Origin of the sequence: Streptomyces sp. NPDC007157 (assembly GCF_040634235.1) — a bacterium.
Taxonomy (GTDB): domain Bacteria; phylum Actinomycetota; class Actinomycetes; order Streptomycetales; family Streptomycetaceae; genus Streptomyces.
In genome coordinates this window covers 154,550-177,220 of the sequence record NZ_JBEYFE010000011.1, presented here as the reverse complement: position 1 = coordinate 177,220, position 22,671 = coordinate 154,550, and the positions used below count along the sequence as shown (strand labels likewise).

The following is a 22,671-nucleotide window of genomic DNA, read 5'->3' as shown; positions in this document are numbered from 1 at the left end:
TCGGTGGGACGGCGCGGGCGCCGGGTCAGGACGCGGTGGTGCCGAACTGCTTGCGCAGGCGGGTGAACAGCCGCGGCTGGTTCATCCCGAGCACGGCGACCGGCCGGCCCGCGCGCCGGTAGACGGCGAGGAAGCTGCGGTCGTCGGTCGAGCCCTCCTCGACCGTCACCTCGTCGGCCCCGGCGGCGTGCCCGACGAACTGGATCTTCACGCCGTACTGGTCGGACCAGAAGTACGGGGGCCTGGGGACACCCGGTTGTGTCGCGCCGTACGCGAGGAGCGCGGCGACGGCGGCGGCCGGCCGTTCCAGCGCGCCGGTCCAGTGCTCGACCCTGCGATGGCCGCCGGTGTGCGGGTCGTAGCAGTTGGCGCAGTCGCCCACGGCGACCACCCCGGCCACACTGGTCCGCCCGTCGGCGCCGCACTTCACGCCGTTGTCGAGCGCGACGCCGGAGCCCTCCAGCCACTCGACGCAGGGCCGCGCCCCCACACCGACGACGACGGTGTCGGCGGGCACACTGCGGCCGTCCTCCAGGAGAACCGCCGACACCTGGCGCTCGCCGCTCAGCCCCTTCACCCCGACCCCGCACAACAGCCGTACACCGTGGTCGGCGTGGAGGGCCGAGACGACGGCGCCCATGGCCGGGCCGAGCGGTCCGGCCAGCGGGGTCGGCGCCGCCTCGATCACGGTCACGTCCAGCCCGAGGGCGTACGCCGTGGACGCGACCTCGGCGCCGACGAACCCGCCGCCGATCACCACCAGTCGGCCACCCCGGGCGAGGTCGTCCCGCAGGCCGCGGGCGTCGTCGAGAGTGCGCAGCACATGGACCCCGGCGAGGCCCTCGGTGCCGGGCAGGGTACGGGCGGCGGCGCCGGTCGCGACGACCACGCCGTCGGCGCGGACCTCCCGGCCGTCGGCGAGCCGGATCGCCCGCCCGGCGCGGTCCAGCCCGGTGGCGCGCGCCCCGAGCAGCCACTCCGCACGGAGTTCCTCGTCGTCCCGCTCCAGCGCCAGGTCCGCCTCGCCGAGGGTGCCGGCCAGGAACTCCTTGGACAACGGCGGCCTGTCGTACGGGCGATGGGGCTCGTCGCCGATGACGACCAACCGGCCGTCGTACCCCCGCTGCCGCAGCGAGCGCGCGGCCGAGAGTCCGGCCAGCGAGGCGCCCACCACGGCGACCGTCCTCACGCCGCGCCCCCGGCGAGCCGGGCGGCGACGCACGGCGGCAGGTTGGGGGCGTCGGCGGAGAGCCGGACGTAGACCGTGCCGTCCTCGACGACGACCTCGTGGGTGCGGACCGGACGCTTGGCCGGGGGTGCGTCCACGGCGCCGGTCAGCAGGTCGAACTTGGAGGCGTGCAGGGGGCATTCGACCTCGCGGCCCTCCAACCAGCCGTCGGCGAGCGAGGCGTCCTGGTGGGTGCACGTGTCGTCGATGGCGAAGAGCTCGCCGTCCTCGGTGTGGAACACCGAGACGGGCGGGTCGATATCGAGCCGGTGGGCCTCGCCTCGCGGCAGATCCGCGAGACGGCACGCGGGAATCATCATGACACCTCGGTGCGTATAGCGAAACGGATTGCGATGAGCGCAACGTCAGTCTGGGGGCGGTTCCGAAGCGTTGTCAAGGCGTTCACCCGCCGGTTTGCGCGGGCCGCGACGGTGGATCCCCGGGCCTGCCGAAGTGCCCCCGAAAGCAAGGGTGAACAGGGAAAACAGGCGTCCCTTGGAGCGCGACGACGCGGCCCTGCCTCGGTGCCGTGGAAGGTTCCGGCACCGAGGCAGGGCCGCGTCGTCGCGGGGGGCGGTCGGAGACCGCCCGCGGAGGGGGCCGGTCAGAGACCGCGGTCGATCCGCTCCCGGGTCGTCACAGGAGCACCACCGAGTTCAGGACGTCACCGTGGCTCATCCGCTCGAAGGCCTTCTCGACCTCGTCCAGGGCGATGGTCTCGGTGACGAAGTCGTCATGGTCGAGGCCGAGCAGCCACACGGCCCGCCGGTTGAGGATGACGAAGTCGCCGGGTGCCACGTCGGTGACTCCGTCGCCGACCGCCTCGACGACACCCGCCGCCTGGTGTCCCAGCAGGAACGGGAAGTCGTCGCTGATCCCGCCCTCGCGGTGGTGCGGATCGGTGTGGCAGGCCCCGCGGGCCTCGACCTTGACCAGCGCCTCGCCGGGGCCGGGGCCGGGATCGGGCACCACGATCGCCCCCATGCGGACGGGGGCACCCTCGCTCCGCGCGACGACGGCACGGACCTGCTGCGACATGGCCGCTCCTCGACTGGCAGAGGGGGCGAGACGTTGCCCATGACGACACGCATCTCATGTATCGCAACACAGCATCGCGGAGCCCGAAGCGACGGTCAAGGACACCGCCGTCGCCTTCGTACGCTCCCGCGGCCCCCGCCGGCCCGGGAGACCGACGCGCGGGACAGGACGGCCGGCGCCGGGATCTGACGGCGCGGCAGACGGCGCCGTGGGGACCGGTGGCGGAGTCGTTTCACCACCGAACCGATCGTGAGCCGGCTGGTGACCGGGAAGTCAGTCGTCGTCCGGGCCGGGGACCACGACCAGGAAGGCGTCGGTCCGCAGATCCATCACGACCGTCGCGGCCTCGCCCGCGGCGCGGCGCTCCGCCGCGTACTCCTCCGCCGGCCACGATCCCCGCGGAGCTCCGGCGGGAAAACGTTCCAACACCTTCGCGCTCATGGTGGCAGACACCTCCAGCGTCCTTCCTCCGGCCGGATCCGGCCCCTGTCCTGCGGTTCGTCTGCCCGCGATCGGCGCGGACATGCCCAAGGAGTCCGCGCGGGCGCCCGCCGTGCGCCGCCCCCGGTCGACCGTGGCCGCCGACGGGCAGACCATGGAACCCGCCGCATCCGAAACGGCGGCACAAGGGGAAGTGATCTCCAGGGGGCCGACGCGGAGGACGCAGAGCTGATGAACGCTGACGACCACGCCCCCGGCCCGCGCTGCCTGGTGACCGGGGCGACCGGATACATCGGCGGCAGGCTGGTGCCGGAGCTGCTCGCCGAGGGCCACCGGGTGCGCTGTCTGGCGCGCTCCCCCGAAAAGCTGCGCGACCACCCGTGGGCCGGGCGGGCGGAGGTGGTGCGGGGCGACGTCACCGACGCCGCCGACGTCGCCGAGGCCATGCGGGGCGTCGACGTGGCCTACTACCTGGTGCACGCGCTGGGCAGCGGCGACGACTTCGAGGCGACGGACCGGAAGGCGGCGCGGATCTTCGGCGCGGCGGCCCGGGCCGCGGGGGTACGGCGCGTCGTCTACCTCGGCGGTCTGACGCCGTCGGGCGTGCCGGAATCCGAGTTGTCGCCGCATCTGCGGTCGCGGGCCGAGGTGGGCCGGATCCTGCTGGACTCCGGGGTGCCCACGACCGTGCTGCGGGCCGCGGTCGTCATCGGTTCGGGCTCCGTCTCCTTCGAGATGCTGCGCTACCTCACCGAGCGTCTGCCCGTCATGATCACGCCCAGCTGGGTGCGCACCCGCATCCAGCCCGTGGCGGTCCGGGACGTGCTGCGGTATCTCGTCGGCAGCGCCCGGATGCCGGCCGGCGTCAGCCGTGCCTTCGACATCGGCGGGCCGGACGTCCTGACCTACCGCGACATGATGCTGCGGTACGCGGCGGTCGCCGGACTGCCCCGCCGGGTCATCTTCCCCGTGCCGGTGCTGACCCCCGGCCTGTCCAGTCACTGGGTCGGGCTGGTCACCCCGGTCCCCGCGTCGATCGCCCGGCCGCTGACCGAGTCGCTGCGCCACGAGGTCGTCTGCCACGAGCACGACATCGCACGGTACGTGCCGGACCCGCCCGGGCATCCGTTCGGCTTCGACGAGGCGGTACGGCTGGCCCTGCAGCGCATCCAGGACGCGCAGGTGACCACCCGCTGGTCGTCGGCGTCGGTGCCGGGCGCGCCCAGCGACCCGCTGCCCACCGATCCCGACTGGGCGGGCGGCAGCCTGTACACGGACCGGCGGGAGCTGACCGTGGACGCCTCGCGGGAGGCCCTGTGGCGGGTGATCGAGGGGATCGGCGGGGAGAACGGCTGGTACTCCTTCCCGCTGGCCTGGGCGGTGCGGGGCGGCCTGGACCGGCTGGTGGGCGGGGTGGGGCTGCGCCGGGGGCGGCGGGACGCGGCACGGCTGCGGGTCGGCGACTCGCTGGACTTCTGGCGGGTGGAGGAGATCGTGCCCGGCCGTCTGCTGCGGCTGCGGGCCGAGATGCGGCTGCCGGGTCTCGCCTGGCTGGAGATGTACGCCGACACGGACCCCGGGGGCCGTACCCGCTACCGCCAGCGGGCCATGTTCCATCCGCACGGGCTGCTCGGCCACGCCTACTGGTGGAGTGTCTGCCCCTTCCACACGCTTGTGTTCGGCGGCATGGCCCGCAACATCGCGCTCGCCGCGGCCCGCACCCCGCTCGCCCCCACGAGGGAATTCACGCCCCGCGGATGACGGCCGCGTCCGCGGGGCCGGCCGGCCCGGAAGTACCTCGCCGGCCGCCCGCCATTCGACTCCGGAGAAGCATCATGAACGTCTCGGTCGTCCTGTTCACCGCCGACCTGCGCCTGCACGACCATCCACCGCTGCGGGCGGCCGGCGAGGCCCGCGAGGTGGTCCCGCTGTTCGTACGCGACACGGGCGTCATGGACGCCGGGTTCGCCGTGCCCAACCGGATGGCCTTCCTCGCCGACTGCCTGCGGGATCTCGACGGCGGTCTGCGCGAGCGGGGCGGGCGGCTGGTGGTGCGCTCGGGCGACGTCGTCGAGGAGGTGTGCAAGGTGGCCGCCGAGACGGACGCCGACGAAGTCCACCTGGCCGGCGACGTCAGCGCCTACGCCCAGCTGCGGGAACGGCGGCTGCGCCGGGCACTGGAGCCGGAGGGGCGGCGGCTGCACGTGCACGACACCGTGACCACCGCCGTGACGCCCGGCGACCTCACCCCGGCCTCCTCGGACCACTTCGCCGTCTTCACCCCGTACTTCCGCCAGTGGTCCGGAGTGCGGCTGCGGGACGCGCTGGCCGCGCCGCGCACCGTGCGGGTCCCGGACGGGGTCGGCTCCGAGGACCTGCCCACCCGCGCGGCCCTCTCCGGAGTGTCCGAGGGCCTGGCGGCCGGCGGGGAGACGGTGGGCCGCAGGCGCATGTCCGCCTGGCTGCGCGACGGGATCGGCGCGTACGAGGACCGTCACGACGATCTGGCGGGCGACGCCACCTCCCGGCTCTCGCCCCATCTGCACTTCGGGACGCTCTCCCCCGTCGAACTGGTCCACCGGGCACGCGGGGCGGGCGGGCCCGGCGCCGAGGCCTTCGTCCGGCAGATCGCCTGGCGTGACTTCCACCGCCAGGTGCTCGCCGCCCGGCCCGCGGCCGCCACGGCCGACTACCGGACCAAGCGTGACCACTGGCGCTCCGCGTACGCCGCGCGCGAGGACATCGAGGCATGGAAGGAGGGACGCACCGGATACCCGGTGATCGACGCGGCGATGCGCCAGCTGCGCCACGAGGGCTGGATGCACAACCGGGGCCGCCTGCTGGCCGCGAGTTTCCTCGCCAAGACCCTGTACGTCGACTGGCGCGTGGGCGCCCGCCACTTCCTGGACCTCCTGGTCGACGGCGACGTCGCCAACAACCAGCTCAACTGGCAGTGGATGGCGGGCACCGGCACCGACACCCGCCCCAACCGCGTCCTCAACCCCGTGACCCAGGCCAGGCGCTACGACCCCGACGGGGCGTACGTCCGCCGCTGGGTTCCCGAACTCGCCGCGGTCGACGGCCCGGCGGTGCACGAGCCCTGGAAGCTGCGGGGGCCGGGCCGGGCCGGTCTCGACGACTACCCGGACCCGGTGGTCGAGCTGTCCGAAGGCCTCGCCCGCTTCAAGCGGGCTCGCGCCCGCGACTGAAGGATCCCGCGCATGACCCCCCACTGACTGTTCGGCGACCAGCTCGGCCCGCACTTCCCGGCCGCCGGCGACGGCCCGCCCCCGACCCCGGTGGCCGACTATCGGCGGTGCAGGTCCGCCACCACCTCGCGGGCGGCGCGTGCGCCGGAGGCGAGGGCGCCCTGGACCGAGCCGGTGGCGCGGTGGTCCCCGCATACGTGGCGGCCCGGGCTCACCCGTGTGGTACGGGTGAGCGGCCACGGCGGTGGCATGGCGGGCAGCGCGTCCGGGACCGTGCGGGTGGTGAGCAGGTCCCAGCCGGCGGTGTCGGTGCCGTACGCCTCGGCCAGCGCCGCGCGCACCGACGGCTCCCGGCCCTCGGCGGCCGCGCCGAGGACCGAGGTGGCGACGAGCGCGGAGCCGGCCGGCGCGTGGCCCGGGACCACGTCGCTGAGGACGCAGGTGTTGAGGAAGCGGCGGCGCTCGTCGACGAGCAGGGTGGGCTCGCCCAGCGGCGAGCGCGGGGCGACGTGGCAGTACGTCGTCACCGTCCGCCCGGCGGGGACGTCCAGGCCGGGGAGCAGGCCGGCGGCCGGGCCGGGGCCGGTCGCCACCACCACGGCACGTGCGGGCACCTCGGTGCCGTCGGCCGTGACCGCGCCGTCGTCGGTGAGGCCGGTCACGGGGGTGTCCAGCCGGACCGTCCCGCCGGGCAGGGCGGCGCCGAGCGCGTCGGGCACCGCGCCGATCCCGGCGGCCGGCAGGCACAGGGTGCCGCGCAGCATGCTGCGCCAGACGAGGTGGAAGAACCGGCTGGACGTCTCCAGGTCGTCCTCCAGGAACACGCCCGACAGGAAAGGCCGGAGGAACCGTTCGACGAAGTCCTCGGAGAATCCGGCGGCGGCCAGCGCGGTACGGGTGGTGCGGTCCTGCGACCGCTTCACCAGCCGTACCGGGGCGAGCATGTCCCGGGCCGACAGCAGGGCGAGGGCCGCGAGGTCGCGGGGGCCGGCGACCCGCCCCGTGACCAGGTCGGGCAGGGTGCGGGGCCGCCGGGTGGGGTCGCCGAAGCGCAGCGGGCCGCCGTCCCCGGTGTGGACGAGGAAGCCGGGCGTGAACGGCCGGAGCCTGAGGGCGCGCAGCGACAGACGGCGGCGGACCTGGGGATACGAGGTGTTGAAGACCTGGAAGCCGCGATCGACGAGGAAGCCGTCGACCCGGTCGGAGCGCATCCGTCCGCCGACCGCGTCGGACGCTTCCAGAACCCGGACGTCGAGTCCGGCACCCAGCAGGTCCCGGGCGCAGGCCAGTCCGGCGACGCCTGCGCCGATCACGAGGACGTCGGGGGTACGGGCGGACGCGGACATGTCGAGCCCCTCGGCTGTCGGGCCGCCGGGTGGGGCCCGGACGGCGTCGGCCGTGCGCGACGGCGCACGCGTGCGGGAATGACTTCCCGTCCCCCGTGTACCCCGGATGCGGCGGCCGCTGCCCGGCCCTCCCCCGGAAGTGCTCGTCAGGCCGGTGAGCCGGACGGTCCTTCCCGGTACGCGGTGGAGAGGATGTCGAGGGCGTGCTGCAGGCTCGGCGGCCGGAGCATTCCGCGGACCGACGGGCCGGACCAGCCGGGTCCGCCCAGCACGACCAGGGGGCGGCGGCGCGCCCCCTTCACCCCCCACTGGGTGTCGGCGACGTGCCGGGCCAGCGGCAGGCTGGCCGTGGAGCGCGCCTGCGCCCACAGCACCACGGCCGACGGGCCCAGCCGCCGCACCGCCGCCGCGAGTGCCTCCGCCGGGACGGCGGCGCCGAACATGCGGGTGGGCAGGCGCAGTTCGCCCAGTCCGGCGTTGAGCGCCTCGATCGGCAGGGTGTGCTGCTCGCCGGGCACACAGGCCAGGACGACGGGTCCGGCGCCCTGCCGGTCGGACGGCGGGGTGCGACGGCGCAGGGCGGTGGAGACATGCCAGGACAGCAGGTGCTCGACCTCGACGTAACGGTCGCCGGACGAGACCCACTTGCGTCCGACGGCGTGCAGGGTCGGCACCATCACCTCCTGCCAGGCGACGGCGACGCCGTACTGCTCCACGACGGCGGTCAGCAGTTCCTCGACGGCCGGGGCGTCCAGCCGTACGGCCGCACGGGCCAGGCCCCGGCATTCCTGGCGCACGTCGCCGAGCGACAGTGCGCCGGCCGCGTGCGAAGGACCGCGGTCCGGCGGGCGCACGGTCGTCCCGACCGTCCCCGGCGGTGGATCGGCCGTCTCCCTGGCGGCGCGGGCGGCCTCGGCCGGCGGTACCCCCGACGAGGTCAGCCGGCACATCTCCTCGAGCACGGCCACGTCCTGCGGGGTCCAGCGGCGATGCCGTCCGTCGGCTCGGACCGCGGGCCCGATGCCGTAGCGGCGGTCCCAGGAGCGGAGCGTGGTGGGCGACACCCCCAGCCGACGGGCCAGTGCCCCGGTCGTCAGGGGCACGTCCGCCGCCTTCGCGGACCGTCCGGGCCGGTCCCGCGCCTCGCCTCGCGGGGAGTCCCCGGACGCGGATGGCTGACTCATGGCAGCGACTATACGACGCAGAACCGATGCGAGTTGAGGACCTGGTTCGGTCCCTCGGACGATGGCGGTGCCAGGGCTCGCGGCGGCCGTCCCGAGTCCGCCCTTCCGGCAGCGGCCCGGCCGGGCCGAGTCTCCCCCGCAGGGGGACGTGCGACGTGAGGAGCCGCCGTCATGAGCCCGCAGGACAGTGCCGTCGCGTCGGTGCCGGCGGCGGAGTCCCTCACCGACGAGGAGCTCGCGCGGGGGGTCGTGGCGGGTGACGAGGACTGCCTGGAGGCGGCCTATCACCGCTGGTCGGCCTTGGTGCACACGCTGGCCTGGCGCTCCCTGGGCGATGCCAGGGAGGCGGAGGACGTGACCCAGCAGGTGTTCCTCGGGGTGTGGCGCGGGCGCGGGGGTTTCCGTCCGGAGCGCGGCTCGTTCGGCGCCTGGATCACGGGGATCACCCGGCGGAAGATCGCCGACGCGGTGGCCGCCCGGACCCGCCGGCTCGCCCTGGTCGCATCGGCCGGCTCGTCGCTCGCCCTGGCCGATCCCGCGGCCCGGCAGCCCGACGCGGCCCTCGACCGGGTCATCGTCCTGCACGAACTCGCCAAGCTGCCCGCCCCTCAGCAGCGGGTGCTCCGGCTGGCGTTCTACGAGGACCTCACCCACACCCAGATCGCGGAACGCACCGGCTGGCCGCTGGGCACGGTCAAGAGTCACGCCCGCCGCGGCCTGCGCCGGCTGCACGGCTGTCTCCAGCAGGAGGCGGGCGGCTGAGCCGCTCACCGGTTCGCCACCCGTACGTCTTTTCGCTGCAGAAACGGTGCGGAACCGCGCACAGGTCGATACACCCTGCCTGCTCCGGCACTCACGCCCCGCTCTACACATAAAGGGGAAATAAGAGCAGAATGTCTGATAGCGGCGTATAACGCACGCACCAGACGCGGTCAGGCCTGCACAGTCAAAGGAGACGACTCATGGCCAACGTCTCGCACGGCAGAAGCGACATATCGAGCCACCCCGATGTAGGCGAGATGCGGGAGCGCTACGACCGCATGCTCGGCGGTCGTGATGTGGCCCTCGTGGACGGACCGGTGTTCCTGCTCGGTCTGTACTGCGCGGCCTCCCCGTGGATCCTTCACTACGCGGCGAGCCAGCCGGCGCTGATGACCCACAACCTGATCATGGGCATAGCCATAGGCCTGCTGGCACTGGGCTTCACCCGGGCCCCGGAACGCATGTACGGCCTCAGCTGGGCCATGTGCGCCCTGGGCATCTGGATGATCATCGCGCCCTGGGTGGTCGGCCGCAGCCCGGACACGGGCGTCATCATCAACAACGTGATCATCGGCGCGCTGGCACTCTGCCTCGGGCTGGTGTGTGCCGCTTCGGCGGCCCGGCGGACGCCCATGTCGTAGGCAACACCGAACTCCCCCTTGGAAGGGAGGACGCGGGACCGGTCCGGTGACGGCGGACCGGCCCCGCCGCGTTGTTCACCGGCCGGGCACCAGCCAGGGCTCCTGCGGGAGCGGACTGCCGGTCTCGATGAGGGACTTCAGGTTGGACAGCACGGCCGGCCAGCCGGCCGAGATGGCCCGCAGCTCGTCCTCGCCGTCCAGGTCCTCGTGGGTGACGGTGAGCCGGACGATGTCGGCGTGCGGCTGGATGTCGAAGGTGACCCGGGAGTGCCGGTCCGGCTCCCCCTCATGCTCCGGCGCGGCCCAGCTGGTGACCAGCCGGGTCGGACGCTCGCTCTCGACGACGGTGCCGACCACGTCGGCGATGCCGGAGCCGTCGGTGCGCACATGTTCCCAGCGGGAGCCGGGTCGCCAGTCGGAGACGTTGGAGTGCCCCCAGTAGACGGCGGTCAGGTCGGCGTCCGTGAGGGCGTCCCAGACCTTCTCGGGGGTGCTGGCGATATAGGTGACGTAGACATAGCTGGGCTGGTCGCTCATGGCTTCCTCGGCTCGTCGCTTCAGGTCGCCGAGCGCGCGCAGGCGCGGGCGCTCGAACTTGTCGATCCACCGCTCCTGGATCTCGTGGAGCGGCACGGGGTTGAGGTAGTGCAGCTTCTCCCGCCCCCGCCGCACCGTGCTGATCAGGTTCGCGGCCTCCAGGACGGCCAGGTGCTGGGTCACCGACTGCCGGGTCATCACGATGCGCTCGCACAGCTCGCCCAGCGTCTGTCCGTTCTGCTCGTGCAGGCGGTCCAGCAACCGTCTGCGCGTGTCGTCGGCCAGCGCCTTGAAGACCTGGTCCATCCCACTGTCGTCCTCTGATCGCACACTCAAAGTTATGCAGGCAAATAACTGCATGTCAAGGTCGACGGCTTCCGGTGTGCGCTCGGTCCCCCAGATCGAACGAGATCCACACGTCCGGCGGCAGCTCGGGCCGGCCCGGCACCGGGCGGGTCTCCTCCGTCCAGGCGTCGCCCGTGAGGTCGGTCGCGACCCGCCGCCAGAAGGCGACGGCGCCGGGGTTCTCGTACTGGAACGCGATCGCCCAGCCGCCCGGATGCCGGGTGAGGACCTCACGGACGGTACGCAGCCCGAGGCCCGTCCGGCGTGCGCCGCGGACCACGAAGAAGCTGTTGAGCACCCGCACGGGCGCGTCCAGGCCCCGGACGAACGCGAAGCCGACCGGATGGCCGCCCTGTACGAACAGGTAGGGCGCCCAGCCGGGCGAGGAGAAGGCGTCCTCGACGCGTTCGCTGCGGAACGTGCCGTCGGGGTCGGGCAGGTGCCGGCGGAACTCGGACAGGTCGTGGTGGAACATCAGCCACAGCCGTTCGACGGCAGGGCGGTCCTCGACGGCGGCCGGGCGGACGACGACATCGGCGGTTTCCGTGGTGTCGGACATGAAAAAAGCCTCACCCGGCGGTAGTTGAGCATGCCGGGTGAGGCTGACGTGTTTTCCGCAGACTACACCGCGACCGGGCTCTCGGGTGCCAGATACTCCTCGTTGATCTCCTTGCGGCCGAACGGCCACACCTTCTCCAGGCGCGCCCAGATCAGGAACGCCACGCAGCCGAGGGCGAGCCAGGCCAGGGACCACTCGATGGGGTGACGGCCCGGGGAGTTCTTGTCGGCGTAGCCGTAGATCACGCACCAGCCGGCGAAGGCGACGATGCTCGGCAGGGGGTAGAGCCACATGCGGTAGGGCCGTTTCAGCGTCGGCTGGCGGCGGCGCAGCACGGTGAGCGCCACGATCTGGGCCAGTGCCTGCACGATCACCATCACGGTGGTGAGCAGCTGGATGAGCGTGGCCAGGTCGGTGTGGCGGCCGATCAGGAAGCCGATCGCGGTGATCACGCCCATGGTGGCCAGGCCCAGCATCGGGAAGCGGTGCTTGGGGTGGAGCTTCTCGTAGGGGCGGAAGAAGACCCGGTCGCGGGCCGCGTCGTAGGGCACCCTGGAGCCGCCGAGCAGGCCGGTGAAGACCGAGGCGAAGGCCGTGATCAGGATCAGCACGGTCACCGTGTCGGCGGCACCCTTGCCCCAGGTCTCCTCCAGGACCGCCGAGGCCACCGAGGTCGAGGCGATGTCGCCCGGGTTCGTCATGCGCTGCCAGTCGACGACGCCGAGCGTGCCGATCTGCAGCATCAGGTAGATGGCCATGATGCCGACGATCGAGAAGAGGATGGAGCGCGGCAGGACGCGGCCCGGGTCCTTGATCTCGGCGCCCATGTAAGCGGTGGTGTTGTAGCCGAGGTAGTCGTAGATGCCGATGGTCAGGCCCGCGGCGAAGCCCAGCCAGAAGTGGTCGCTGGTCAGGTCGAAGGCGTGCGCCGGGTAGGTGAAGGCGAGGTGCGGGCTGAAGTCGGAGGCCGCGGCGGCGATCACCAGCACCACCGAGGCGATCATCACCGTCCACATGACGGCGGTGATCCGGGCGATGTGCTCGATACCCCGCCAGAGCAGGAGCACCACCAGGGCGATGATGCCGAGCCCGATGAGGTCGCCGGAGGTCTGGCCGAGACCGGGGGCGAGATAGCCCAGGTACTGCACGAAGCCGACCACGCCCGTGGACATGATCAGCGGGATGAAGAGCATCGCCGTCCAGACGAACAGGAACGGCATCAGGCGTCCGGTGCGATACTGGAAGGCCTGGCGCAGATAGACGTAGCTCCCGCCGGAGCCGGGCATCGCGGCGCCCAGCTCCGCCCAGACGAGACCGTCGCAGAGCGCGAGCACGGCGCCCGCGACGAAGCCGATCACCGCCTGCGGCCCGCCGAACGCGGACACCATCAGCGGGATGGTCACGAACGGTCCGATGCCGCACATCTGGCTCATGTTGATGGCGGTGGCCTGGAACAGGCCGACGCGCCGGACGAAACCGCCGTCGGACGGCGGGCTACCAGGACCGAGGGGACTACCGGGACTACCGGACATGGGGGCTCCTGAGCGAGGCGCTGGGGAAGAGGCGGGACGCTGACGACGGACGGCGGCCGATTCGGCGGGATGGCCGATAAAGTTAAGGAGCCTTACTAGATGCGTCAAGTATGCGTCAGGAATCGGTGAGAATGGTGTGATGGCCGCCAGCGACGTCGTAGAGCAGCAGGAACAGCCCTGGAGCCGGCAGCGACTGCGCAGCACCAACGAGCGGCTGCTGCTGGACCGGCTGCGCCTGCTCGGTTCCGCCTCCCGTGCCCAACTCGCCCGCGAGACCGGCCTGTCGAAACCGACGGTCTCCAGCGCGCTCGCGGCACTGGAGTCGGCGGGTCTGGTCCACGAGGTGGGCACCCACGCCCCGGAGCGCGGCCGCACCGCCGTGCTGTACGCCCCCGACCCGGCGGCCGGATACGCGCTCGGCGTCGACGTGGGCCGCGGCTGGCTGCGGGTGGCGGTCGCCGACCTGGACGGCACCCTGGTCGCCCGCTCCGACGTGCGCAACCGGGCCCGCGGCTCGGGCGCCATGGCCGACCTGCTGGTCACCACCGCACGGCAGGTCGTCGCCAACTCCGGGGTCGATCCGGCCGAGGTGGTGCACGGGGTGGTGGGCACGCCAGGTGTGTACGACGAGCGGCAGCGGCGGGTGCGGTACGCGATGCACCTGCCGGGCTGGGGGCGCGCCGGGCTGTTCGACCGGATGCACGAGGAACTGGGCGTCCCGCTGGAGGTGCACAACGACGCCAATCTCGCGGCGCTCGGCGAGTACACGTACGGCGTCGGGGCGGGCAGCCGGCTGTTCGCGTACATCATGATCGGCACCGGTCTGGGGATGGGGGTCGTCAGCGAGGGACGGCTGTTCACGGGGGCGCACGGGCTCGCCGGGGAGATCGGTTTCCTGCCGTGGCCAGGGCAGCAGCGCAAGCCGGAGCGGCTGGAGGACGCGGTGTCGGGGGTGGCCGTGGTCGAGGCGGCGCGCCGGTTCGGGATGACCGGGCAGCTCACCGCGAAGTCCGTGTTCGACGCGGCCCGGCAGGGCGACCCCGCCGCCGTCGAGGCGGTACGCCTGGAGGGCGAGCGGATCGCCCATACGGTGGCGGCCGCCGCGGCCGTACTCGACCCCGACCTGGTGGTGCTCGGCGGCGGGGTCGGCCACAGCGTCGACCTGCTGCTGCGCCCGGTGCGGGACCATCTGCGCACGCTCACCCCGCTGCGCCCGAAGCTCGCGCCCAGCCGGCTCGGCGAGGACGCGGTGCTGCTCGGCGCGGTGGCCACGGCCCTCGGCACCGCCCGTGACCTGGTCTTCCAGCGCAGGTCGGCCGCGTCCTGAATCCGCCGCCGCCAACTCGCGCGGGCGCCACGGTGATTGACACGGCCCACTCGGGACCCTAGCTTGAGCCGGGTTAGTAAAGTTTCCTAACTTTACGAGCCTGGAGACCACCGTGTTCCCTCGCCGCGCCCCCGGACACCGCCTCGCCACGGCCGCCGTGGCCCTGGGCCTGCTCGGTTCACTCAACACCAGCGCCTGGGCCGGGGCCCGCGACCCGGCCCACGGGCCCGCCCGGATCACCCGTGTGCCGTCCACCGCCGGGTCGCAGACCGCGCTGTCCGGCTACGCGATCCGGTCGACGGCCGACGTGAGCGACTCGGCGGCGGCGGTCTCCTCCCCCGGCTATCCGGCCAAGGGCTGGTATCCGGCGGGCCCCCGCTCCACGGTGCTGGCCGCACTCCTCGCCGACGGCGTCTACGACGACCCGTTCGTCTCCACCAACCTGCAGAAGATCCCCAAGTCACCCTTCCAGGTGCCCTGGTGGTACCGCAGCGACTTCACCGTGGCGGACCCCTCGCAGCGCACCTACCTGGACTTCAGCGGGGTGATCTCGGCGGCCGACGTGTACGTCAACGGCCACCGGGTCGCGACGACCGCGGACGTCACCGGCGCCTACACACACCACGAGCTGGACGTCACCTCGCTGGTCGGGGCCGGGACCAACACGGTCGCCTTCCGTATCCAGCCCAACGACCCGGACAAGAACCTCACCATGGGCTGGATCGACTGGCTCCAGCCGCCGCCCGACCAGAACATGGGCATCGTCCGTGACGTCCTGGTCCGCCGGGGCGGCCCGGTCGCGCTCCGCGACGCGCACGTGGTGACGAAGCTCGCGATGCCCTCCCTGGCGACGGCCGACCTGACGGTGAAGGCACAGGCCCGCAACGACTCCGACACGCCGGTCACGGCCGAGGTCTCCGGTACGGTCGCCGGAGTGGCCGTCACCAGGTCGGTCGCGCTCGCCGCCCACCAGAGCAAGACCGTCACCTTCACCCCCGCCGACGTGCCCGGTCTGCACCTCACCTCCCCGAAGGTGTGGTGGCCGGCCGGTATGGGCGGCCAGCCGCTGTACGACCTCGACCTCACCGCCTCCGTAGCCGGCACGGCGTCGGACACCGCACACGAGAGCTTCGGTATCCGTGACGTCCGGGCACCGCTGAACTCCGACGGCGCCCGCCAGTACTCGATCAACGGCCGCAGGCTGCTGATCAAGGGCGGCGGCTGGTCACCGGACGAGTTCCTGCGCTGGGACCGGACCTATGTCGAGGACCGCCTGAAGTACGCGCTCGACCTCGGCCTCAACGCCATCCGCCTGGAAGGCCACATCGAGCCCGACGAGTTCTTCGACATCGCCGACCGGTACGGCATCCTCACCCTGCCCGGCTGGGAGTGCTGCGACAAGTGGGAGGGCCAGGTCAACGGCGACGGCGAGCGGGGCGAGAAGTGGACGGCCGCCGACTACCCGGTCGCCCAGGCCTCCATGGCCGCCGAGGCCGCCCGGCTGCGGGACCACCCGAGCGTCGTCTCCTTCCTGATCGGCAGCGACTTCGCACCCGACGCGAAGATCGAGAAGACCTACCTGGACGCCCTGAAGGCGGCCGACTGGGCCGCCCCTGTGGTCTCCGCCGCCTCCGACAACTCCACTCCGCAGCTGGGCAGTTCGGGCATGAAGATGACCGGCCCCTACGACTGGATCCCGCCGAACTACTGGTACGCCAAGCGGGAGGGCGGCGCCACCGGCTTCAACTCCGAGACCAGCGCGGGCCCCGACATCCCCACCCTCGACACCCTGCGCCGCATGATGACCCCGGCCGAGCTGGACACGCTCTGGAAGTACCCGGACCTCAAGCAGTACCACCGCTCCCCCTCCCCGGTCTTCGGCACCCTCAAGGTCTACGACGACGCCCTCGCCGGCCGCTACGGCGCCCCGAAGAGCCTCACCGACTACGTGCGCAAGGCGCAGCTCGCCCAGTACGAGAACGTCCGCGCCCAGTACGAGGCGTACGGACGCAACCAGACGGACGCCGCCAAGCCGTCCACCGGGGTCGTCTACTGGATGTTCAACAGCGGCTGGACGTCCCTGCACTGGCAGCTGATGGACCGTTACCTCGACCAGGGCGGAGCCTACTTCGGCGCGAAGAAGGCCAACGAGCCGCTGCACGTCCAGTACTCGTACGACGACCGCTCGGTGGCCGTGGTGAACAACCGGCACGCCGCCGCGTCCCGGCTCACCGCGCGGGCGACGCTCTTCGACCCGGACGGCACCCAGCGCTACGACCGGACCGTCACCGGCCTCTCGGTCAAGGGCGACGGCGCGCACACCACCGCGCTCACCCTGCCGGCGTCGGTGAGCGGACTGCCGTCCACGTACCTGGTACGGCTGGTCCTGACCGACGCGGCCGGCCAGGAGGTGAGCCGCAACGTCTACTGGCTCTCCACCAAGGCGGACACCCTCGACTGGGCGAAGACCGACTGGTGGCACACGCCGACGACGAGCCACGCGGATCTGAAAGGGCTGACGTCGATGGCCCAGGTGCCGGTCACGGCCACGGCGTCGACCACGGCCGCGGACGGCACGTCGACCACCACGGTGACGGTCCGCAACGCCGGTACGGACAAGACTCCGGCGCTGCTGACGGACGTCCATCTCGTCGACGCGAACGGCAGGCCGGTGCTACCGGTGCGCTGGTCGGACAACGAGGTCAGTCTGTGGCCGGGCGAGTCGGCGACCCTGACGGCCACCTACCGCACCGCCGATCTGCACGGCGCGGAGCCCCGGGTGCGGGTCTCCGGCTGGAACGCGGCGGAGCGGACGGTTCCGGCAGCCGCGCCGGAACCGTCCGCCGGGCTCAGCTCACGTTGAGCGCGGTGTCGTCGATGACGAAGGACGTCTGGAGGGTCGACCCCTCGACGCCGCTGAACTTGATGGTGGCCGTGGTGCCCGCGAGGGAGGAGACGTCGAAGCTCTTCAGGACGTATCCGGAGGCCGCGTTGAGGTTCGAGTACGTGGCCAGGGTGGTGGATCCGGCGGTCACCGTCAGCTTGTCGTAGGCGGTGCTGGTGGTGGTCTCCGCGGTGTCCACGTGCAGATAGAAGCTGAGGGTCGCGGAGCAGCCGGACGGAATGGTCACCGACTGGGACAGCGTGTCGGTGTGGGCCGATCCGTAGCCGTCGAGCCAGGCCTTGTACGAGCCGGTGCGGGCGGCCTCGCTGCTGGAGTTGGTGATGACCCCGCTGCTGCCGGTCCAGGTGGTGTTGCCGGACTCGAAGCCGGGGTTGCCGAGCAGCTGGGCCGCGGTGCAGGTGCCGCCGCCCCCACCGCCACCGCCACCGCCGCTGCTGCCGCCCCCGGCGAGCCAGGCGGTGGCGTTCAGGGCGAGGGCCGCGTTGGTGGCGCCGCTGTCGTTCCAGCCGTCGTACAGCGTGTTGCCGGACTGGCCGGTGCCGTCGTCGATCGGGGAGCTGTCGCCCCAGAAGGCGACGCGGCCGCTGCCGAAGGTGCTGGTGGCGAAGAAGGCGCCGGTGTTGCCGGAGTAACCGCTGCGGTAGAGGAGACCCTTGACGGCGGAGTTGTCCGTCGGCTTCAGGGTCGCCGTCGTGCCGTCGGCGATCAGACTCTTGGTGACGGTACCGAAGGAGCCGTGCAGAACCGGGTCGGTGCTGTCACTGATCGCGGCCGGGTAGCCGGAGCTGATGTCGAGCGTGTCGATCGAGAAGCCGAACGGGTCGGTCGAGTCGACGCTGTTGTTCGTCATCAGGTCGTTGAAGATCTCGACGGCGTCCTCGCCGTCGTTGTTGCGGTCGGCACCGGTGTGGTCGGAGACCATGAACAGGCCGCCGCCGTTCTTCACGAAGTTCATGATGGCCGTCTTCTCGGCCGTCGTGAACAGCGTGTTCGGCTCGGGCAGTACCAGCGCGTCGAAGTTCGACAGGTCGGTCGTCGACGAACCGCCGTACGTCAGTGCGCTGGTGGCCGTCTTGAGGCTGTAGCTGCCGGTCTTCTGGAGGGCGACGCCCCATGACGAGAGGGCGCCGGTCCAGTCCGTCTCCGAGGAGGGCGAGGAGTCCTGGGAGAGCGGGTCGGGCTTACTGGTGGAGATGATCCAGTCCGCGTTGCCCGCCTCCTCGGCGTGGCCGTCGTCGAACAGGACGCGGTAGGTGGTGGCCGCGTGAGCGGGGGTGGCCGCGGTGCCGACCTGGAGGGCGGCTCCCGTGGTGAGCAGGGCGAACCCGGCCAGGGCGGTGGTGATTCTGTGGCGGGATCTGCTGGATCCGAACATCCGGCGAACCTCCATGAGGGGGGTGGGGTTGAGGCGGTGGGGACGCCAACTCTTCGCGCGTAGAACCTGGTTGAGATTTCTACACGCGTCGACTCATTGAAAGGTACATGGCATGTCGGATCGGTGAACAGAAAACCGCTGTAACAACCGGAGGGGACTGCCTGCCCATTGAGCGGGCAGATTGGACTTCAGTGGGGTACAGACGAAGAGGGGCGGACATGGAGATCTCGGGCATCATCAGTGCCATCATCATCGGTATCATCATCGGTGTGCTGGGGCGCCTGGTCGTTCCCGGCCGCCAGCACATCGGCATTCTGCTGACCATCGTCGTCGGCATCGTGGCGGCGCTCTTGGGCTCGGCGATCGCGGCCGGCTTCGGCGTGGCGGACACCAAGGGGCCGGACTGGATCGAGTGGTTCATCCAGATCGCGCTGGCGGCGCTGGGCGTGGCGGCGCTCGACCGGACCAGGGCCCGCCGGTGAACACGGGAACCCGCGCGACCGGCTACGGCCGACCCGCGGCCCGGCACATCGCCTAGCCGGACCGCCGAACCGCGCCAGACACACGGAACACGCTACGGGGCGACCGCGGGGACAGTCCCTACCGGTCGCCCTGCGGCCGTACCACGGCCAGGTACGCGACGAGCCGGTCCCGGTTGCGGGCCAGGCAGTCGATGCGGGCCTGGATGCGCTCGACGTGCCCGCTGAGCAGTGCGGCCGTCTCCGGGGTCACGCACTCGCGCGGCGGATGGATCTGCTCGGGCCCGGAGAGATACGGCAGGATCGCGCGGATCATCTCCGTGGTCAGCCCGGAGTCGAGCAGCCCGCGGATCTGCTGGACGTCCTGGACCGCGGCCTCGCCGTAGGACCGGTAGCCGTTGTCGGCGCGGTCGGGGTGGAGCAGGTCCTGTTCCTCGTAGTAGCGCAGCAGCCGGGTGGGCACGCCGGTGCGGCGGGAGAGTTCACCGATCCTCATCGCGGCCTCCGCGGCGCCCGCTTGCCTTCACACTGGTGTCAAAGTCCGACCATGGTCGCATGACCACCTCTTCCCAGGTCAAGGGCGCCGCGCTGCCCTGGTCCGGGCTGCTCGCCCTGTCCGCGACCGCCTTCACCGCCGTGCTGACCGAACTCCTCCCTGCCGGGCTGCTGCCCTCGATGGCCCCGGCGCTCGGGGTGTCCGAGTCCCGGGTCGGCTTCCTGGTCACCGGCTACGCGGCGGCCTCCTTCCTGGCGGCGATCCCGCTCACCGCCGCCCTGCGCGGGCTGCCGAGGCGCCGGGTGCTGGGCGGCGCGCTGATCGGCCTGGCGGTGAGCGACGCCCTGGTGGCGCTGTCGTCGTCCTACGCGCTCAGCTTCGCGGCCCGGCTGCTGGCCGGAGCCATGGGCGGGACACTGTGGGCGATGCTCGCCGGGTACGCGGCCCGCATGGTGCCGGCCGGGCGGCGCGGCCGGGCGATCGCGGTCGCCCTCGCCGGGATCACCCTGGCGCTGGCCCTGGGCGTGCCGGCCGGTACGGCGCTGGCCGCTGCGGTCGGCTGGCGTGCCGCCTTCGCCGCCCTGGCCGGTTTCGCCGCGGCGCTGGTGGGCTGGGTGCGGTGGCGGGTGCCCGACTTCCCCGGTGAACCGCCGCATGTGCGTGCGCCGTTCCTGGAGGTCGCCGCACGGCCGGGCATCCGCCCTGTGCTGTCCGTGACCCTGTTCCTGCTGCTCGGGCACCAGGCCATGTACACCTACCTCGCGCCGTTCGCGCGGCACGCCGGGTTCGGCGAGGGCCGTACCGGACTGCTGCTGGCGGTGTTCGGCGCGGCCACCGTCGCCGGGATCTGGGTCACGGGCCTCCTGGTCGACCGGCATCCGCGGGGCACGCTGCTCGCCGCGCTGGCGCTGTTCGCCTCCGTGCTGCTGGTCCTCGGCCGGTACGCCGGCACGCCCGCGGTGCTGGTCGGCGCCGTCGCTCTGTGGGGCGTGGCCTTCGGCGGGGCGCCCACCCTGATCCAGACGGCGCTGGTGGACGCTTCGGGGCCCGCCGACGCGGAGGTCGCGACCTCGCTGCAGACCACCGTCTACAACACGGGCATCGCCGCCGGTTCGCTGGCCGGCGGCCTCGTCCTGGACCGGCTGGGCGCGGCAGCGCTGCCCTGGACCGCGCTGCCGCTGGTGTCGGTCGCGCTGGTGGTCGTCACGCTGGGCCGACGCCACGCGTTCCCGGGCGGCCGGGGACGCGGCCGCCCGGCCGGTCAGCCGAGTTCGAGCGTCGTCACCCCGAAGACCCGCTCCAGGGCGTAGTCGCGGACCGGGCCCGTGTACATGCGGGCGGTCTCGAACGAGGGGGTGAATCCGGTCTCTTCGGCGAGGGCGACGCCCGCCGTGCTGATCTCGGGCACATCGACGGCGACCTGCCGGCCGGCCGCCTCGGCCATCAGCGCGGTGAACAGGGCCCGGGCGTCCTCGGCGGTGTCGGCGAACAGGGGGCCGATCCGCAGGCAGTCGTGGCCGGGGCGGATCACGCCGTAGCCGGTGAGGCGGTCGCCGTCGTGCCGGACGAAGGCCCGGTGGCCGGCGCCGGTCAGCCAGGCGGCCACGAACCGCGGCCGGTCGGCCGGGGAGCAGGCGCTGTCGTACGCGGTGACGGCCGGCAGGTCGGCGGCGCGTGCCGGGCGGACGCCCGCGGGGATCTCGGCGGCCGGGGCGTGACCCACGAACCGGGCGGTGCGGTAGGCCAGTTGGAAGCCGGACTGGCGGTAGTTGTCCTGCTGGGCCACCACACCGTCGAGGCCGACCGTGCGGGTGCCGGCGTGGGCCAGTGCGGTCTTCCAGGTGGCGAGGCCGTGGCCGCGGCCGCGCAGGTCGGGGCGGACCAGGTACCAGCCCAGGAAGGCGTAGTCGGGGCCGTGGTTGACGACGGAGACGGCCGACACCGGTGCGCCGTCGACGCGGCCTATGAAGAACCCTTCGGGGTCCTGGGCGAAGAAGGCGGGGAGGTCCGACAATCCGGGGTTCCAGCCCTCGTCCACGGCCCAGCCGCGGACCACCGGCCAGTCCTCGGGCGTGGCCTGGGTGACGACGAGGTCCTGGGGGGCCGGAGAGGTCATCGATGCGCTCCATTCAGCGGCTGGTCAGGGCGGCCCGGGCCGCCCACACGGTGCGGTCGGACAGCGCGGCGGGCGGCGCCGCGTCCGCAGCATCCTTCCCGATCACCGGGCGCCGCACCACGCCGGGATCAAGCCGTCGGCGTGTGCAACAGAGCGCGTCGGCAGGCTTGTTGAAGGCGGCGGGCCGGGACACGCACACGGCACAGGCCCCACCGGTCGGGGTCCGGTGGGGCCTGCAGGCACGTTTCTCGGCGCGCCGCCTCGGCAGCGCGTCGGACGGGTCAGCGCATACGGCCCGGCCTGAAGCGTCGGTGCAGGGCGGTCCCGGCGAGCAGCAGCGCCGCGCTGCCCGCGGCGGCGGCACCCGTGAGCTCCGTCCCGGTGTGGGCGAGGGTGGTCGTCGCGGCCGGCGGTGGGGCGGGGTGGTCCGTCTTCGGACCGGGGTGGGTCTTGACCGGGGTCGGGGTGGGCGTGGTGGGCGTATCCGGCGTGCTCGGGTGGTCGCCGGAGGTGTTCACGGAGGTGTTGCCGGTGGCCGGATTGAGTGCCCCGACCACGTTCACGCTGTTGCCGCTCACGTTGACCGGGAGATCGACCGGCAACTGGATGCCGTTGCCGGAGATCACTCCGGGCGAGTCCTCCTCGGCGCCCTGCGCGGACGCGCCGCCGGTGGTGGTGGCCGAGCCGCCGGACTTGCCGACACCGGCGTCGCCGGTCGAGGCCGAGCCGCCGGACTTGCCGTCAGCGGCGCCGCCGCCCTCGTTCACACAGGTGTTGCCGGCCGCCGGGTTGAGGAGCCCCACCACGTTCACGGTGTTCCCGCACACGCTCACCGGGACGTGCACCGGCAGCTGAATGCCGTTGCCGGAGATCGCTCCGGGCGAACCGGCGGCGATGCCGTCCGCGCCCGAGTCGGCCCAGGACGGGACCGCCACGGCCATCGCACCGGAGGCGGCGGCGACGGCGATCACACCGTTTCGGGTAACCCGTTTCATAGGTTCCCTGCCTTCCAGAAATTGTCGCGGGCGCTCGCCCGCACCGGTTAAACAGTGGCCGCACCATGCGAGTTATGGCTTATCCACATTTCACCCCATCGAGTGACATCGTTATCGAACCCGGGGCAAAACCGTGTTAGGAGCCTGAAGCCGGTG

Annotated in this window: 20 protein-coding genes and 1 pseudogene; 8 read left to right on the top strand and 13 right to left on the bottom strand. The window is 72.5% G+C overall.

The window, feature by feature from the left end; genetic code table 11:
• Window positions 1-25: 25 nt before the first annotated feature.
• From ABZ642_RS21735 to ABZ642_RS21720, 4 genes and pseudogenes are all read right to left on the bottom strand, one after another.
• Window positions 26-1,189 carry an FAD-dependent oxidoreductase gene (locus ABZ642_RS21735; protein ID WP_360486354.1) on the bottom strand — a complete coding sequence of 388 codons (1,164 nt, stop codon included), beginning with the start codon at window positions 1,187-1,189 and terminating at the stop codon, window positions 26-28.
• Window positions 1,186-1,548, bottom strand: a complete 363-nt coding sequence (locus tag ABZ642_RS21730; protein WP_360486352.1) for a bifunctional 3-phenylpropionate/cinnamic acid dioxygenase ferredoxin subunit — start codon at window positions 1,546-1,548, stop codon at window positions 1,186-1,188. The genes ABZ642_RS21735 and ABZ642_RS21730 overlap by 4 nt, the downstream gene beginning before the upstream one ends.
• Before the next feature lie 436 nt (window positions 1,549-1,984).
• Window positions 1,985-2,266: pseudogene (locus ABZ642_RS21725) on the bottom strand (alcohol dehydrogenase catalytic domain-containing protein); the annotation flags it as partial.
• Window positions 2,267-2,539: 273 nt separating this feature from the next.
• Window positions 2,540-2,707: a hypothetical protein gene (locus ABZ642_RS21720; RefSeq protein WP_360486349.1), complete on the bottom strand. Its 168-nt coding sequence runs from the start codon at window positions 2,705-2,707 to the stop codon at window positions 2,540-2,542.
• 231 nt (window positions 2,708-2,938) lie between these two features.
• Here ABZ642_RS21720 and ABZ642_RS21715 point away from each other — a divergent pair, with 231 nt between their 5' ends.
• Window positions 2,939-4,468, top strand: coding sequence for an SDR family oxidoreductase (locus ABZ642_RS21715; RefSeq protein ID WP_360486345.1), 1,530 nt, complete (start codon window positions 2,939-2,941; stop codon window positions 4,466-4,468).
• A gap of 74 nt (window positions 4,469-4,542) precedes the next feature.
• Window positions 4,543-5,916: a deoxyribodipyrimidine photo-lyase gene (locus ABZ642_RS21710; protein ID WP_360486342.1), complete on the top strand. Its 1,374-nt coding sequence runs from the start codon at window positions 4,543-4,545 to the stop codon at window positions 5,914-5,916.
• A 98-nt stretch (window positions 5,917-6,014) separates the two neighbouring features.
• Here the strand turns inward: ABZ642_RS21710 and ABZ642_RS21705 are convergent, their stop codons facing one another.
• Window positions 6,015-7,262, bottom strand: a complete 1,248-nt coding sequence (locus tag ABZ642_RS21705) for an NAD(P)/FAD-dependent oxidoreductase (protein WP_360486339.1) — start codon at window positions 7,260-7,262, stop codon at window positions 6,015-6,017.
• 146 nt (window positions 7,263-7,408) lie between these two features.
• The gene (locus tag ABZ642_RS21700) at window positions 7,409-8,446 is read right to left on the bottom strand and encodes a MerR family transcriptional regulator (protein WP_360486336.1); all 1,038 of its coding nucleotides are present in this window, start codon (window positions 8,444-8,446) and stop codon (window positions 7,409-7,411) included.
• A 171-nt stretch (window positions 8,447-8,617) separates the two neighbouring features.
• Here ABZ642_RS21700 and ABZ642_RS21695 point away from each other — a divergent pair, with 171 nt between their 5' ends.
• A complete protein-coding gene (locus tag ABZ642_RS21695) occupies window positions 8,618-9,208 on the top strand; it encodes a sigma-70 family RNA polymerase sigma factor (protein WP_360486333.1) in 591 nt (196 codons plus the stop codon).
• A 200-nt stretch (window positions 9,209-9,408) separates the two neighbouring features.
• Window positions 9,409-9,849 (top strand): SPW repeat protein, encoded by a 441-nt coding sequence (locus ABZ642_RS21690; RefSeq protein WP_360486330.1) that lies wholly within the window; start codon window positions 9,409-9,411, stop codon window positions 9,847-9,849.
• Between the two features lie 75 nt (window positions 9,850-9,924).
• Here the strand turns inward: ABZ642_RS21690 and ABZ642_RS21685 are convergent, their stop codons facing one another.
• The 3 genes from ABZ642_RS21685 to ABZ642_RS21675 form a co-directional block, all read right to left on the bottom strand.
• Window positions 9,925-10,692, bottom strand: a complete 768-nt coding sequence (locus ABZ642_RS21685; protein ID WP_360486327.1) for a metalloregulator ArsR/SmtB family transcription factor — start codon at window positions 10,690-10,692, stop codon at window positions 9,925-9,927.
• Window positions 10,693-10,747: 55 nt separating this feature from the next.
• Window positions 10,748-11,290, bottom strand: coding sequence for a GNAT family N-acetyltransferase (locus ABZ642_RS21680; RefSeq protein ID WP_360486324.1), 543 nt, complete (start codon window positions 11,288-11,290; stop codon window positions 10,748-10,750).
• Window positions 11,291-11,352: 62 nt separating this feature from the next.
• Window positions 11,353-12,822: an APC family permease gene (locus ABZ642_RS21675; protein WP_360486321.1), complete on the bottom strand. Its 1,470-nt coding sequence runs from the start codon at window positions 12,820-12,822 to the stop codon at window positions 11,353-11,355.
• 139 nt (window positions 12,823-12,961) lie between these two features.
• Here ABZ642_RS21675 and ABZ642_RS21670 point away from each other — a divergent pair, with 139 nt between their 5' ends.
• Both ABZ642_RS21670 and ABZ642_RS21665 read left to right on the top strand, forming a co-directional pair.
• Complete coding sequence (locus tag ABZ642_RS21670) at window positions 12,962-14,149, top strand: ROK family transcriptional regulator (protein WP_360486318.1); 1,188 nt, start codon at window positions 12,962-12,964, stop codon at window positions 14,147-14,149.
• Window positions 14,150-14,261: 112 nt separating this feature from the next.
• Complete coding sequence (locus tag ABZ642_RS21665; RefSeq protein ID WP_360486315.1) at window positions 14,262-17,012, top strand: exo-beta-D-glucosaminidase; 2,751 nt, start codon at window positions 14,262-14,264, stop codon at window positions 17,010-17,012.
• Here the strand turns inward: ABZ642_RS21665 and ABZ642_RS21660 are convergent.
• Window positions 16,999-18,429 (bottom strand): hydrolase, encoded by a 1,431-nt coding sequence (locus tag ABZ642_RS21660; RefSeq protein WP_360486312.1) that lies wholly within the window; start codon window positions 18,427-18,429, stop codon window positions 16,999-17,001. The genes ABZ642_RS21665 and ABZ642_RS21660 overlap by 14 nt on opposite strands.
• Before the next feature lie 218 nt (window positions 18,430-18,647).
• Between ABZ642_RS21660 and ABZ642_RS21655 the strand changes: the two genes are divergently transcribed.
• Window positions 18,648-18,911: a GlsB/YeaQ/YmgE family stress response membrane protein gene (locus ABZ642_RS21655; protein WP_360486309.1), complete on the top strand. Its 264-nt coding sequence runs from the start codon at window positions 18,648-18,650 to the stop codon at window positions 18,909-18,911.
• Between the two features lie 118 nt (window positions 18,912-19,029).
• On the opposite strand, the gene ABZ642_RS21650 is transcribed toward ABZ642_RS21655, so the two are convergent.
• Window positions 19,030-19,404 carry a MerR family transcriptional regulator gene (locus tag ABZ642_RS21650; protein WP_360486306.1) on the bottom strand — a complete coding sequence of 125 codons (375 nt, stop codon included), beginning with the start codon at window positions 19,402-19,404 and terminating at the stop codon, window positions 19,030-19,032.
• Between the two features lie 59 nt (window positions 19,405-19,463).
• On the opposite strand from ABZ642_RS21650, the gene ABZ642_RS21645 reads away from it, so the two are divergent.
• Complete coding sequence (locus tag ABZ642_RS21645; RefSeq protein WP_360486303.1) at window positions 19,464-20,714, top strand: MFS transporter; 1,251 nt, start codon at window positions 19,464-19,466, stop codon at window positions 20,712-20,714.
• On the opposite strand, the gene ABZ642_RS21640 is transcribed toward ABZ642_RS21645, so the two are convergent.
• Window positions 20,666-21,520: a GNAT family N-acetyltransferase gene (locus tag ABZ642_RS21640; RefSeq protein ID WP_360486300.1), complete on the bottom strand. Its 855-nt coding sequence runs from the start codon at window positions 21,518-21,520 to the stop codon at window positions 20,666-20,668. The two genes, ABZ642_RS21645 and ABZ642_RS21640, sit on opposite strands and share 49 nt — an antisense overlap.
• Before the next feature lie 281 nt (window positions 21,521-21,801).
• Window positions 21,802-22,515 (bottom strand): chaplin, encoded by a 714-nt coding sequence (locus ABZ642_RS21635; protein ID WP_360486297.1) that lies wholly within the window; start codon window positions 22,513-22,515, stop codon window positions 21,802-21,804.
• Window positions 22,516-22,671: the final 156 nt, after the last annotated feature.